The organism is Mesorhizobium sp. M4A.F.Ca.ET.050.02.1.1 (assembly GCF_003997725.1).
In the GTDB taxonomy this organism is placed as follows: Bacteria; Pseudomonadota; Alphaproteobacteria; order Rhizobiales; family Rhizobiaceae; genus Mesorhizobium.
The window spans coordinates 1-13,629 of sequence record NZ_RZSG01000079.1 but is presented as its reverse complement, the minus strand read 5'-3'; the positions used below and the strand labels follow the sequence as shown (position 1 = coordinate 13,629).

Genomic DNA, 13,629 nt, shown 5'->3' with positions numbered 1-13,629 from the left:
CCGGTGATGTGCGCGAGATCGCCGGGCAACAGTTCGTGTCCCAAGCCCTTTGAGTGTCCTCGACGACCCAAGTGGTGACAGGACAATAGCCAGTCGGACCACCACCAGCGGGCTGGTGCTTGCCAGCATGCTGGAGAACTCGACACGCTCAGATCCCGTGCGGGCAGGGGCGCGGTGCCGAGGCGGTCTAATATAGGGAGAGACCAGAAAGCTCGCCCGATTTTGAATACAGCAAGGGCTGGCTGCCGTTCTCTTGAGCCGTTTTAGGGCCACGTCGATCCGGCAAGCGCGACGCAGGCATTCGCTGCAGCAGTGGGCAGGCTGGAGCCAAGGTGCTGCGGCGGAGGCTCTATTCTAATGGAACGGGATACCGTCGGGCGAATGGAAAATCGATACGATCGCCGGCACCATTAGCGCAGAGTTCGTTATGAATGCCGCTGGGCTCGTGAGGTCGCCGAGTTGCCCGCCATTTCGCTACCACTCCAGCCGGTCGAGCACCATCACATGATAACCAACTATCCCGGAAATTGCGAGGGCTCAGTGGGAGCGATGCGGCATGCTATTCCCGTCAGAAGGGGCATGGCTTGCTTCTGGGTACAATAACCCGTCGAATTCCAAATCCCCTGTGCTTGTAAGAAAGGCGGTAAATCGCCGTAGTACATCGACAATCAGCCCTGGCACGCCTCGGCCGCTCATACGCCTGAGGCAAGAGAGCTTATCGCCGCCCTTGACTGTACCCATCCTGTCAGTGATCCACAACTCCTATCAAACGATCTCAACTCCTATCAAACCGGTCGGGCGCCAGCACGGCACGATCGGTACGTGGTAGACGAAAGACTGACAGCCGCACTCATATCAGAAATGAAATGATTGCAGAAAAATGTAATATTTGCAGATGCGTCACCTGCGCGGGATAATCGGCGACCCCGAATGGAACGGGAGGACATTTCACCGGGGCCAGGGGTCGGAATTGGCCACGCACGTACAGAGGAAGCCAAGGTGGTCAACGCGACCTGTATAAATCCGGATACCGCGATGGGACCTTTGCTTGCAGCGAATAGGGATCAGGAGGACCCGGGGAGTGCTCAACAGCGTAGCAATGGTTGGACGCTATGCGACACTTGCGGCAGCTTTGCTAGTAGCATCGATTTCCGGCGCAGGGGCGACGACATTGCTTAAGGAAGCCAGGGAACCTCGCACCGTCGTTGTCGGAATCTCCAACGAGACGCTTTGCGGGTATATGGAGTGGGATTGGACCGCAACGGGGGTGATCGTCGAGGTTCTACGGGCCGCACTTGAACCGATGGGGTCAAAAAGATCGTGGCAAATGTGAGCCAGTTCTCGGCGATATCTGTGGTAGCGCATCGCTTCGATGTCATCCGAGCCGGAAGAGCGCGTGGCTCCTTACACGATTGCCTACGACAACAATGGTGATCCGATGCTCAACTACCAAGCACTTGGCTGTAGCAGGGACGTGGTCGATTTATTGACAGCCGTCAATGACGGCGGCCAAGCGCTCCGCGCTTCTGGACGGCTTTTCAGATCCTCGCGACGTACGGCTTTGGCGAGCGAGACCTTCCGGACCCTCAGTGTAACAGCAGAGCAAATCTGTTGCCGGTTCCTAGGCGCACCTATGGAGCATTATGACGTACAGCTCCTGTCCCGCCACTCTTAGCGACCGTATTGTGGTCGAGCTATTGGGCATGGAGCAAATTTTTTCGGGTCAAATCGACCAATACGACGAGCCATCCACAATGGCTGCGGTGATGTTCCTCGCTGTCAGCTGTCATTTGTAATTTTAGAGTCGACTCTAATGCAAGCAAACGTTGATGCCACCAATGGCCGGACAGTAATCCAGAATGGCGCGCTAAGTCGGCGGCGTGCCTCCGAACTCATGGAGCGGGCAGGCTTAGACGCGCTCATTCTGTGTGAGCCGGAAGCGATCCGCTATGCGACCGGCGCCCCCATTGCCCCTGCGGCGCTGTTCCGACGCGCAGGCGCGTGCTTTGCCCTAGTGCCCAGGCAGCCAGATATTCCGCTGGGATTGGTCGTTCCAGACTACGATATTTCTTCCTTCGCCCAGTATGCACCCGACGCTGTGCTGCGGTCTCACCTAACGTGGATCGAACATGTGTCGATCGATATTCAGTCGTGCGATGAGTCGCTGGAACAGCGACTTGAAGCAGCTCTTCAGTTGTTGAAACGGCCACGGGATTTCCGCCGGCCGGCGACATTCGATCTGGGCGTTTCTGCGGGTGTTCTCTCAAGCCTGATGGCGGATCTTGGTATCGACGGAGGAATTGTCGGGCTCGATCTCGCCTTTGTGCCCGCTGCCGACTTGCCGGTCATCGCGACGAAACTTAGTCGCTTCACGATTGCTGATGGCACGCCTGTACTCGATCGGCTGAGGGCGATCAAATCGGGCAAAGAGGTCGAGCTTCTCCGACTAGGCATTGAATATTCTGAAGCGGGCATGTCGCACATGTTATCGAATGCGGCCACCGGCATGACTACTACTGAACTGATCTCGCTCTACCGGACGGGTGTGAAAGGCGCGTCGTGCGGCGCCAGTCATACGATTGACACGAAAGAATTTGTGTTCGTGGGAGATCGGGAAAGGAGCGCTGCCGCCATTATCAGCAGGGGTGATGCAGCCAAGGCCGACATGGTCTGCGCGGTAGATGGTTATGGCGCGGACATGTCCCGTAACTTCGTTTTTGGCCCTCCTACATCCGATCAACAGCGGCTTCACGCGATTGTAGAGCGCGCCTTCGAATGCGGAGAGGCCGAGTTGATTCCCGGCAACCTATTGGGAAACGTCCATAAAGTTGTCAGCGAATGCCTTGGCAGAGAGGGACTTCCCTCCTACTGCCGCGGGCATTTCGGCCATGGAGTCGGTAACTCAGTATTCTCCGAACAATGGCCATTTATTTCGGCCGAAAGCCAGGTTGAAATACAGCCGGGGATGGTGCTCGCATTCGAGGTGCCGCTCTATGTCGATGGCGTTGCACGTTTTAATCTGGAGGAGCAGTTTCATATAACAGAAGGTGGCGCGGTCTCCATGAACCGCATGCGGCGTGGCCTCACCGTGATTTAGATGAGGTTCGCCCGCGCCTCCGAAAGTCGGCGCCCTCAGCACGCTCGGAAATCAAAATGCGCATGAGAAGAATAACCTTATTCTCAGTGCCTGTTCGAATCGGAATGGAACTGACGCGATCTGTCACGAGCCAGTCGATCGATCCGGCCCTGGACCTTCTGGTGGTTAAGATCGAGACGATTACGGGGCTCGTCGGCTGGGGCGAGGTTGTGTCGGCACCCGCCATACCTTCTCCCAGAGCTCTCCGTCGGGGCGCGCGAGGGCATCCGCCACGCCATGATCGCAGAGCGAGCGTGACAAGGATCACCCCATAAGATTCCACCAGCCGGTGGGAAAGAGCGTCCTTCGCGTGACGATGAATGAGGTGAGTTCGCGAGGGTTGCAGTACCGGTCGCATCACAGCGATCAGGACGCGTCCGAGATTGTTCCCCGCCTCATTCTTCTGATCCCCATCAAGACGACGGCCGAGCGCCGATCCCGCAGAGAAGCAAGGCCCCGCGAAAGACGTCACGCCCCGGCGAAGCGCTTCAAACACGCCGAACAGAGAAGCAACCCTCGTTTTTTAATCGCACGAAAGGGCGGGCCACCGATCTCCGCCTCGGAACATGACGTCTAGTCGCGTGTCGTTCGCGACCGAGAAGTCGAGTTGGGCGGCGATGTCGCGAATGCAATTATCGCTACGAGTTGGCCTGGGAGGGGGAAACCAATGGAAAACAGCGGGGTTAGCGGGACGCGTTGGGCGGGAAGACGGCAGGGATGGTCGCGGCATCGGCGATGCGAATACCAAAGGCCTCCGTTGAAGTATGACATTTTTTTATACAAAAGTGCCATAATTAAAGTCACATATTTCATATCTGATATGGAGGAGTGCATGCCAATAACGTTGCGCCACGTGGAGGTGTTTCATGCGATCATGACTGCTGGTAGCCTGACGAAAGCGGCCGAGGTTATGCGCACCTCGCAACCCACATTAAGCCGTGAGCTCGCCACGCTTGAACGACTGCTTAACTTAAAGCTGTTCGAAAGACGTTCCCGGCGCCTGTTTGCGACAGAGAAGGCGCTGACCTTGCACGCAGAGGTCAAGCGTTCGTATTTCGGGCTCGAGCAATTGATGCACGCCGCCGAAGCCATTCGCCACAATGCTAACCAGTCCGTCCTTATCGGATGCCTCCCGCTATTTTCACTAACGCTGATGCCGCGCGTTTTTCGCCGTATCCTCGAGTCCGAACCATCCTCCCGCCTCGGGCTCTACCCGGTCGAGCAAGCAAGTCTCATGAAGGACCTGCTCGCCCTGCGCTACGAACTTGGCGTGGTAGAGGTCGGTGTGCCTGTGGATGGAGTGGAGATCGGGGAGGTGACGGTGGGCGAGGAGGTCTGCGTGCTGCCGTTTGGGCATCCGCTTGCTGCGCGGGATGTGATCGCTCCGGGCGATCTAGATGACCAAATGCTGGTTAGCTACTCCTCCACTGACCCTTATCGCGCGCGTTTCCAAAGACTGTTTACCGATCCGGGCTCTTTTCGCAACGTCCGCATTGAGGTGCCAATGGCGGATGCTATCTGCTCGCTCGTTCAGCAGGGCGTGGGTGTAGGGCTCGTGAACCCTTTCAGTGCTTACGCTTATAGAGGCCGGGGCGTGATTGTGCGTCCGCTGTCGATTTCGATCCCCTTTGTGGTCGGCATCTGCCGTCCACGAGGGCGGCCGATCAGCACGTTGGCTACCAACGCGGCTTCACTCATAGCCGACGAATGCCGCCTTATGGCCGACGAGTTCGCAAAACCCGGAACTTGGAACGATTTTTTATTTCAAAATTGAATAAAACTAGCGAAAAACGCGCATTTTTTATTCCGGCCGGCTAACAGCGGGGCGGCACAGCGCATCGCTTGGCATTGCTATCGAAGCTGGTCAACATAGATTCGCCTTTTTGGTCCGATACGTAGCGACTTGAGGATATGAGCTGTTTCGTAGTCCGCCGGAGCGAAACCCATGTCGCGTTCGCCGGACCTCTCTGGCACGCGTGGAGACGGCGGCGAAGCGCTTGGAGAAGGTAGCTTGCCCGCACAGAAGCGCAACGGCAAGCAAAGCAAAGTCCTCAGCCAGATGCAGGAACGTGATGTCGGCACCCCATAGCCTAGTTGACCCGTTGAGGAATGTTCCCTGGCAAGAGTGGACATTGGGATGGTACGGGTTTACAGTGTTCAGATCTGTTCGATCGTCTTTCAGCGGCCTCGCGAACAGATGCCGCTCAATCGGCAAGCTCCTTTGCAGCGTCAGTACACCCTGGTACCTTCCATCTTTCATACTCGACGTAATGCGCTGGTCTTATGAAGGGGGTTGAATTTGCGACTATCCAGGAGATCAGGTCTATGACCGTCATCCCGTGATGGTGAAGCATCTTGTGGAACGATCCATCTTTCGCCAACCCGGGGATGTAGTTGCATTCCAAGAACCAAACTTCCGATTCTCCTTTAACTCTGAAGTCGAAGCGCGCCATGTTGTATATATCTAGCGACGACGCGATTGTCTCTGATATTCCTTGTAATTCCCTGGAGACGGTGTCGTTCCGGCTGACTACGGACTTTCGAGCAACATGATTAGAATATTTTTGATCACGCCCGCAAAATTGGCTATCCGCCTCTATCTTGATAACGGGAAGAGATAAAGGTCCAGATGAACTAATTATACAACCGCAAGTGTACTCGTCGCCAGAAATGAATTCCTGCAGCAGAGCAGAGCTGTCATAGCAAAATATTGTTCGAAGCAGTGTCTCAATCTCTGATCCAGACTTGTCAGGATCATAAAAGAGCTCAGAGAACAGAGACGACCCTAGCGAATTTGGTTTCACCACGATCGGGCCTTGTATTGACTTCGCAAATTCAACTCCCTCGGCAATGTTCCTTGGTGTGACGAGCATTGTTTGTGGCACTTTCACCATGTCAGCGGGCAGCAGCGAGGAAACGAACGACGACATCGCGTATTTATTCATCGTTAATGATGCGACTTGGGGATCCCCAAAAGTTCCTCTCACGCCAGAAATTGCCGCAAGCGTTTGAGCTCCGCCATCTTCGCCAAACTGCCCGTGCAACAAATTAACCACATATTCACTGCGCGACGCTATGGTATCAAACGCTGCAAGCAATGTTTGCGCAGAAACTCCGCTGCCATCGTAAATGTCTTTATGAAGCTTATCAATACTGAAAACACTGTTGAACGGTATTGTTCGTACAAGGCCGTCCGCTCTGCAAACATGATACAAGTTACTTATACGAAATGGTCGCTTGTCTACAGGTAGTTCTAAGTACGTCGACATGACGCTGGTCAACGACGCGACTGAACCGTCATATTCCGTAGAAATTCCGCCAAATATAAATGAAACTGGAGGGGGCATTTCGTTTCCTTTGGGTGTCACGAGAGCGGACGCCATTTATAATCTTGCATTTCGCTGTGGATTCGGTGCGGTAGGATGTTCACAGTCATCCGCCTCTACTGAGGGAAATAATACCGGCCATGACGAAGCCGATCCCAATGCCTTTAGATAGGTTGAACGGCTCGCCGAAAATAAAACATGAGGCAACCGTTATCATCGCGAATCCGGAACCCGCCATCACCGGATATGCGAGGGACACGTCTGTAGTGTCGAGAGCTTTGGCATACGCAACTATCGCCATGCCATATAAGACAACTCCGCCGAGAAAAGGGAACGAGAAAAAGTGACTGGGGTAGTACTACCTCACCTGGGGAGGACGTGCGACTCCACTTTAACAGTATACTTGCGATGCAGGAATTCATGCTGCAAATAGTAGGGTAACGAACGAGGTTTTGTTCATCGGCGTGCTGCAGGAAATAAAAACACCGGCGCCAAAATGTCAAAATGATGCCAGTAGACGGTGAGATGACGCTGTGCTTTTGCTTAGAGACGTGTTATCGGATTTGACATCTTTCACGGACCCGGCCTTTGTGTATGCTAAAATATGGCTTGCCGGTTGGGGGAAACTTTCCCTGAGGGCAATGCGTCTACAGCGATTGATGCACGTTCCGTGCCAATGGTGAAAACCTTTGTTTTTCAGGGAAATGTCGTGTCCCATAGCCGACATTGTTAGCTTGCAGACAGCTCGTTGCGCCCGTAGGAGCGGGCCTGGTCGGCAACGGCCCCGTCGTCCTGGCGAATGACGATCTTGTTTGAACAGGCATCGATCTCAACCGGCCAATTTATCGGACGGCAGTCCGACCAAAAACAGGACCCGATGCGGTAGCAGTAGCCCTGAAAGAAGCGGCCTTCTGGCCTGGCCGTGCAGCGGATCATCAGTGGCGTCGAGATCGAGCACGATCTCGCCAGGCGGATTGTCATAGGTTTCCAGGAACAGACCCACGGACAGGGCCTCCATCGCCTCCTTGCCGTAACGGATCTTGTGATAGCGCGTCGGCTCCCTGGCGCGGCCGTGCTCTACCCGGTTCAGCGTCGCCTTGCCGGCAAGAACGCCGCATTCTGAGCGCTTCGGCGTCGAGCTTTCCGACAGGTGCGCCAGCACCGGGTCCTGGCGAAGCGTGTGGTGATCATCGACGTCCTCGAACCAAGCGCGATTGCCGCGACAGCGCTGTCCAGTGTGCAGTGCAATCCAGATCGCGAGCAAGCGGCCACCCGGTCGAAAAGGCCGATAGGTCCGTCCGCCTGGCGAAGCAGCAAGGCGCCGGGATCCGAGGTGATCGCCATCGTGAAACCAGCGACACGAGCTGTCGCAACTGACACGCGCTGCCCGGCCCCCAGAAATGCTCCGTACTTTTCAATTAATCCGCCAGTAAAAGCTTGAGCCGCTGTTTCACTTCTTCGGTCACTTGACGCAACACTCGCACGAACTGGTCGGCATGGGCAGAACGAAGTCCCCTTGCGGGTCTCCACAGATACACATGATAAGGTACACGTACACTAAGCTTTCGTAGTACGACACCTCTATTGGCGTAGTGCGCGGCTGTGAACGGATTCACGATCGAAATGCCGACTCCCGCGGCCACCATAGAGCAAACTCCGGTGGCGGTAGTCGTTTCGACGGTATAGTGGCGCGCAACACCTGCTACATCGAAAACCTCGTCCACCTTGCGTCTATAGGGATCTTCCTGCGAGAAATAAACAAACGAGACCCCTTGGAAATCATGCGGGTCGACAGCTGGCTTAGCGGTCAGATGATGCCCCGAAGGAAGAACGCACAGGAGTTCGCCTGCGTCTATCCTTTCGGTAGCTGCCTCATCGTAGTCATAACTTCCTTCGGTTAAGCCGACATCGAATAGCTGCGTCGTCATATCATGGCGTAGGGCCACTTCTTCCAATGAATGTACCGAAAGGTGGACCTGGGGACGGGTTTTCAAAAAACGGTGCACGACATCGGGTAAAAGCGCTTCAGCGTAAGCTGGCAGGCAGGCGATTCTGATGTGGGTTGCATTGTGGCCCTTGATCGCGGTGGCCACCCGGCTGATTTCTTCCATGCCAACGAACGACCGCGCGACCACCGCGTGCAAAAGTTGCGCCTGGTTTGTTGGCGTAAGACGTTTGCCGAACCGATTAAACAGATCGAAGCCTATCTGCTTCTCAAGATCGCGCAACTCGCGGCTAACGGTTGGCTGCGATGTTCTCAAAGAGGCTGCCGCGGCTGTCACGCTCTTATGCACCATGATGGCGTTGAAGACGTCTATCTGCCGTTGGTTGAGTCGCATGCTCGCTCACATATATCGAAAATGAATTTGAAGCCTAAGACAATATATTTTCCACGCCTAGCCTTTTCTGGAATGATGCCTCGCGAGATTGGAAGTGCTCAACGCAAGGAAACGACAGGACCTCGGATGGCAGTACAAGCCTTAGCTAGTGTGGACGCTTTAGGGGGCGACACCGGCTCGAAACAACTGGTCTATCGCGGTCGAGCCCTTCACATGGAGAGCGTTTGCATCAATAGGATCGCCGCAGCAGTTCCCACGCCATTCTATTGCTACTCCTCTGACGCGATAAGAGCAGCATACCTGAGCCTGAGCGCCGCGCTTAAGCCTATTGGAGCTTCAGTCTGCTTTGCGGTGAAGGCGAACGGAAACCTGTCCGTTCTCGGGGTGTTATCAGCTTTAGGGAGCGGCATGGACATCGTGTCGGGCGGCGAACTGAAACGTGCAGTATCGGCGGGTGTCCCTGCATCCAAGATTATCTTCTCTGGTGTTGGAAAGAAGCGCTCCGAGATCTCCAGTGCGCTAGAGGTGGGAATTCACCAGATTAATATCGAGTCTGAAGCGGAGCTCGAAGCTGTCGTGGAAGCAGCCGGTGCACTGGGCGTGCGTGCCGCAATAGCTCTGCGGGTAAATCCAGATGTGGACGCGGGGACGCATGCCAAAATCAGCACCGGCAAGAAACATGACAAATTCGGAATCCCCTTCGAGGACATACCGGCTCTTTATGCCAAAGCCTTAGCTGCGCCAGAGCTCGATCCAGTAGGCCTTGCTGTTCATATCGGATCGCAAATTGTTGATCTTTCGCCTTATCGCTCGGCCTATTCTGGCATTGCTGACCTTGTGAGATTGCTGCGTTCTCGGGGTATGCCCGTTCGGCGCCTTGATCTGGGTGGCGGCATAGGCATCCCGTACGATCATGGCAGCAGCCCGGACTTGGGCGAGTACGCCACGATAGTGCGCGAAACGGTCGGCGGTCTCGATTGCGAGCTGACGGTTGAACCCGGACGTTGGTTGGTTGGGCCGGCAGGGATTCTCGTGACCGAAGTGCTTTACATAAAAGAGACCGCCGACCGACTTACGGCCATTGTCGATGCGGGCATGAACGACCTTATGCGCCCTGCGATGTATGGGGCCGTTCATCCAGTTCTTCCGCTGAAACATGTTCGCCAAGGCTCGCACACCTATCAGATTGCCGGTCCCGTTTGCGAGAGTTCAGACATCTTCGGTACCTATGGAAATCTGGCTCCGCTGCAATCCGGTGACCGCCTGGCTTTTGGATATGCCGGCGCCTACGGCGCCTCGATGGCATCAACCTATAATGCGCGCGATCTAGCAGCTGAAGTTCTTGTCGACGGGGACCGCTTTCGGGTGGTCCGACGGAGGCAGACCACCGAAGATTTGCTGACGCTCGAAGAAGAGACAGAGTGGCAATGGTCCGTCGGCTCGGGCAGAGCTTAAGCGCGAATGGGCAGAGTTGTGAAACACACTGATCTTCTCTCGCTACCTTCTCCGATTGAGTTGCCGCTGCAGTGGCCGTTCATCAAGATGCACGGTCTAGAGAACTACTTTGTTATTCTCGACCGCCGAGACGGCAGCAAACCTCTGAATGATGATGACATTGTGCGCATTTGCAGCACCAACGTCGGCGTCGGCGGCGAGCAGCTGCTGACCATTGAACGGGCCTCGGACGAGGGGCTGCGCGCCGGCGCCTATGCGGCAATGAGGATTTTTAACATCGACGGCAACGAAGTAGGGGCATGCGGCAACGCCACTCGCTGCATGGCCTATCTGCTGCTTGAGGAGTCCGGCGAGGATGAGGTGGTGATGGAGTTGGCAGGGGGCTTCGTCCACTGCCAAAGGGCGGGGCCAATGGAGGTCAGCGTCACGCTTGGACCGATTAGCATGGATTGGCGCCAGATTCCATTGGCGCGAGAGGTCGATACGCTGCATTTGCCCATCGAAAGCGGTCCGCTCGCAGACGGCGTCGCCCTCTACATCGGCAACCCGCATGCCGTCTTCTTCGTCGATCATCTCGATGACGTCGACATGAGTCGCTATGCGCCGGCGGTGCATAATCATCCTCTTTTCCCACAGGGTGCTAACGTGGGCGCAGCTCAGGTCCTGGACGAACAGAACCTTCGGCTCGAGGTCTGGGAACGGCAAGGCATAATAACCAGAGCATGTGGAACCGGCGCGTGCGTTGCCGCTTATGCCGCGCTTCAGCGAGGTCTCGTCACTTCCAGGAAAATCGCCGTTCATCTCCCGGCCGGCAAGCTCGATATCGAACTTCTGGACGGCGATAGAGTCCGTATGACAGGGCCGGTCGCGTTTTGCTGTCATGGTTTTCTCGAAGCGGGCAAGAAGCAATAGCCAATACGCCACAAGCCTGCATCGTGTGTGCATAAGCACCCAATGGTTAAGTGCGAGCATCAGACCGGAAGATAAAACGATGGAAATCAGCCCTTCAAACGATAGCTGTGCCTATGGTGAACCTGGGATTTTCCGGGGGTATTTGCGTTTCGACAATCCGCGTCTCGCGGATTACAGCTGGCCACTTTGTGAAATCCGGGGCAGGGAGCCTGGCCCTCGGCTATGCGTATCTGCTGGAGTTCACGTCAACGAGGTATCCAGCATCGAAGCTGCTGTTCGCTTGCAACGAATGATCGATCCTGAGACGATCCAGGGTTCAGTTTCCATTATTCCGTTGATAAACCAGCCTGCGTTTTATAAATATACGCAGCTACTTTGTCCGATTGACGGCAAAAACATCAATTTTACTTTCCCTGGCAATAGCGAAGGAACCTTTTCCGAAGCGCTGTGCGATTCAATCATGAACGAATGGTGCGTGGGTGCTGATTGCTACGTAGATATGCACGGCGGCGATCTGCGTGAGAACGTCTCGAAATTCTCAATCTACCAGCGCACTCACGATGTCGAACTCGATGCTATAGGAAGGCGCATGGCAATGTGCTTCGATGCCGAGATAGTAATGGGTCTACCGGCTGCGCATATCGAAAGGTCGGGTCGGCCTCCGACGGGTTTTGCTCGGCACAATCGGCTCGCATTGATGTCGGAAGCAGGTGCGAATGGGCTTCTGGATGAGGGTTCGATCTCTTTCCATCTCGAAGGGGTGCTCAATATCGCCCGCACTCTCGGGATTATCGATGCGCCTCTGGCACCGTTCCTGAACGCCCGAATTCCATGTGATGACTATCTCTGGTTCGACTGTCCGGTGGACGGGGAGTTCCACGCCGAGGTCGAGCCGGGCGATCGGGTCACAAAGGGCCAGCGTCTCGGTACGATTCGCAATCTCTTTGGCGAGACGCTTGCGGAAGTCGCCGCTCCGGACACTGGATTCCTTCTGTGGCGCATGACGCATCCAACGATTCAAAGGGGATCGCCGATAGGGGCTGTCGCAGTCGAGGAAACATCGGTTCACCAGTAACGATGATTCTTCAGGCTGGCTTGCAATAGCCATGGAACCCGGCGCAGCATCGCTGGAGGCGCGAGATAGAACGGCCATACATTCGGCGGCCGACAACCAACACATAACTCGATCGGGTTGAGAGCACCGCAAGGCCAGCGAAGAATCGGAAAGCCTGCCCGTCACCTGCCTCACCAGCGAAGACTGGCACCCGCGTCGCTCACGGTCGCTGCTTCGAAGCATGTTCGGAAAAGGGCTTTACGATGAAATTCTCAGGCTTCCGCGTATTTGCCGAAGCACTCAAAGGGAACACCGGGTGGCGCCCGCTTTGGCGCAATCCTGAGCCCAAATCCGACTATGACTACGTGGTCGTAGGCGGAGGCGGTCACGGATTAGCGACTGCCTACTATCTGGCCAAGACGTTTGGGCAATCCCGTATCGCTGTGCTGGAGAAGGGCTGGTTGGGGTCGGGGAATATTGGTCGCAACACGACCATTATCCGTTCAAACTACCTGCTTCCCGGTAACGAACCATTCTACGAATTTTCGATGAAGCTTTGGGAGGGGCTCGAGCAGGAGCTGAACTTCAATGCAATGGTCTCCCAGCGCGGAGTCATCAATCTTCTTCACTCGGATTCGCAGCGCGATTTATTTCGACGCCGCGCAAACGCGATGATGCTTGCCGGAGCTGACGCCCGTCTGTTGAGCCGTGAGGATCTGCGCGCGATGGTTCCCTTTCTGAATTTCGATAACGCCCGCTTTCCAATCCGTGGTGGTTTGTTGCAACCCCGCGGAGGAACGGCGCGCCATGATGGTGTCGCATGGGGATACGCTCGTGGCGCAGATCTTCGTGGTGTGGACCTGATTCAGAACTGCGAGGTGACAGGTTTCCGGATTGTCGATGGCAAGATCCGCGGTGTGGAAACGTCGCGAGGCTATATCGTTGCCGGCAAGGTTGGCGTTGCGGTAGCGGGTTCTTCGGGCCGGGTCATGGCGATGGCGGGGCTGCGACTTCCGATCGAGAGCCACGTTTTGCAGGCGTACGTCTCGGAAGGTCTAAAGCCTATCCTTCCCGGCGTAATCACCTTCGGGGCGGGACATTTCTACATAAGCCAGTCGGACAAGGGCGGCCTCGTCTTTGGGGGCGATATAGACGGTTACAATTCCTACGCCCAGCGGGGCAACCTGCCTGTGGTCGAGCATGCGGCCGAATGTGGCTTGGCATTGATGCCAATGATCGGGCGTGCGCGACTGCTGCGAATGTGGGGGGGGCTTATGGACATGTCGATGGACGGCTCACCCATCATTGACCGCACTAACATCGAAGGCCTCTTTTTCAACGGCGGTTGGTGCATTGGGGGGTTCAAGGCGACGCCCGCCAGCGGCTACGCCTTTTCCCATCTGCTTG

At 55.7% G+C, this 13,629-nt stretch carries 10 protein-coding genes and 1 pseudogene; 7 read left to right on the top strand and 4 right to left on the bottom strand.

The window, feature by feature from the left end:
* The first annotated feature begins 1,813 nt into the window (after nucleotides 1-1,813).
* From EOA33_RS08855 to EOA33_RS38930, 3 genes are all read left to right on the top strand, one after another.
* The gene (locus EOA33_RS08855) at nucleotides 1,814-3,097 is read left to right on the top strand and encodes a Xaa-Pro peptidase family protein (RefSeq protein ID WP_127405448.1); all 1,284 of its coding nucleotides are present in this window, start codon (nucleotides 1,814-1,816) and stop codon (nucleotides 3,095-3,097) included.
* Between the two features lie 871 nt (nucleotides 3,098-3,968).
* Nucleotides 3,969-4,910, top strand: a complete 942-nt coding sequence (locus EOA33_RS08850; protein ID WP_190234233.1) for a LysR family transcriptional regulator — start codon at nucleotides 3,969-3,971, stop codon at nucleotides 4,908-4,910.
* A gap of 171 nt (nucleotides 4,911-5,081) precedes the next feature.
* Nucleotides 5,082-5,225 (top strand): hypothetical protein, encoded by a 144-nt coding sequence (locus EOA33_RS38930; RefSeq protein WP_190234232.1) that lies wholly within the window; start codon nucleotides 5,082-5,084, stop codon nucleotides 5,223-5,225.
* Between the two features lie 115 nt (nucleotides 5,226-5,340).
* On the opposite strand, the gene EOA33_RS08845 is transcribed toward EOA33_RS38930, so the two are convergent.
* The 4 genes and pseudogenes from EOA33_RS08845 to EOA33_RS08830 form a co-directional block, all read right to left on the bottom strand.
* Nucleotides 5,341-6,519 carry a D-alanine--D-alanine ligase gene (locus EOA33_RS08845; RefSeq protein ID WP_127405446.1) on the bottom strand — a complete coding sequence of 393 codons (1,179 nt, stop codon included), beginning with the start codon at nucleotides 6,517-6,519 and terminating at the stop codon, nucleotides 5,341-5,343.
* Between the two features lie 49 nt (nucleotides 6,520-6,568).
* A complete protein-coding gene (locus EOA33_RS40350) occupies nucleotides 6,569-6,763 on the bottom strand; it encodes an SMR family transporter (RefSeq protein ID WP_245482275.1) in 195 nt (64 codons plus the stop codon).
* A 581-nt stretch (nucleotides 6,764-7,344) separates the two neighbouring features.
* Nucleotides 7,345-7,806, bottom strand: a pseudogene (locus EOA33_RS08835) (transposase); the annotation flags it as partial.
* A 74-nt stretch (nucleotides 7,807-7,880) separates the two neighbouring features.
* Entirely contained in the window at nucleotides 7,881-8,801 is a 921-nt protein-coding gene (locus tag EOA33_RS08830; RefSeq protein WP_127405445.1) for a LysR family transcriptional regulator, read from the bottom strand.
* 126 nt (nucleotides 8,802-8,927) lie between these two features.
* On the opposite strand from EOA33_RS08830, the gene lysA reads away from it, so the two are divergent.
* The 4 genes from lysA to EOA33_RS08810 all read left to right on the top strand — a co-directional run.
* Nucleotides 8,928-10,256: a diaminopimelate decarboxylase gene (gene lysA / locus EOA33_RS08825; RefSeq protein ID WP_127405444.1), complete on the top strand. Its 1,329-nt coding sequence runs from the start codon at nucleotides 8,928-8,930 to the stop codon at nucleotides 10,254-10,256.
* A gap of 18 nt (nucleotides 10,257-10,274) precedes the next feature.
* Nucleotides 10,275-11,168, top strand: a complete 894-nt coding sequence (gene dapF / locus EOA33_RS08820) for a diaminopimelate epimerase (protein WP_245482274.1) — start codon at nucleotides 10,275-10,277, stop codon at nucleotides 11,166-11,168.
* Nucleotides 11,169-11,247: 79 nt separating this feature from the next.
* Nucleotides 11,248-12,243 carry a succinylglutamate desuccinylase/aspartoacylase family protein gene (locus tag EOA33_RS08815; RefSeq protein ID WP_127405443.1) on the top strand — a complete coding sequence of 332 codons (996 nt, stop codon included), beginning with the start codon at nucleotides 11,248-11,250 and terminating at the stop codon, nucleotides 12,241-12,243.
* A gap of 242 nt (nucleotides 12,244-12,485) precedes the next feature.
* Nucleotides 12,486-13,629: sarcosine oxidase subunit beta family protein (locus EOA33_RS08810; RefSeq protein WP_127405442.1), on the top strand; the 1,144-nt coding region annotated here is incomplete at its 3' end.

Coding starts and splice junctions, on each gene's coding strand:
- EOA33_RS08845 (WP_127405446.1), bottom strand. CDS start 6,519: ATGGCGTCCGCTCTCGTGACACCCAAAGGAAACGAAATGCCCCCTCCA.
- EOA33_RS08855 (WP_127405448.1), top strand. CDS start 1,814: ATGCAAGCAAACGTTGATGCCACCAATGGCCGGACAGTAATCCAGAAT.
- lysA (WP_127405444.1), top strand. CDS start 8,928: ATGGCAGTACAAGCCTTAGCTAGTGTGGACGCTTTAGGGGGCGACACC.
- EOA33_RS08815 (WP_127405443.1), top strand. CDS start 11,248: ATGGAAATCAGCCCTTCAAACGATAGCTGTGCCTATGGTGAACCTGGG.
- EOA33_RS08830 (WP_127405445.1), bottom strand. CDS start 8,801: ATGCGACTCAACCAACGGCAGATAGACGTCTTCAACGCCATCATGGTG.
- EOA33_RS08850 (WP_190234233.1), top strand. CDS start 3,969: ATGCCAATAACGTTGCGCCACGTGGAGGTGTTTCATGCGATCATGACT.
- EOA33_RS38930 (WP_190234232.1), top strand. CDS start 5,082: ATGTCGCGTTCGCCGGACCTCTCTGGCACGCGTGGAGACGGCGGCGAA.
- EOA33_RS40350 (WP_245482275.1), bottom strand. CDS start 6,763: ATGGCGATAGTTGCGTATGCCAAAGCTCTCGACACTACAGACGTGTCC.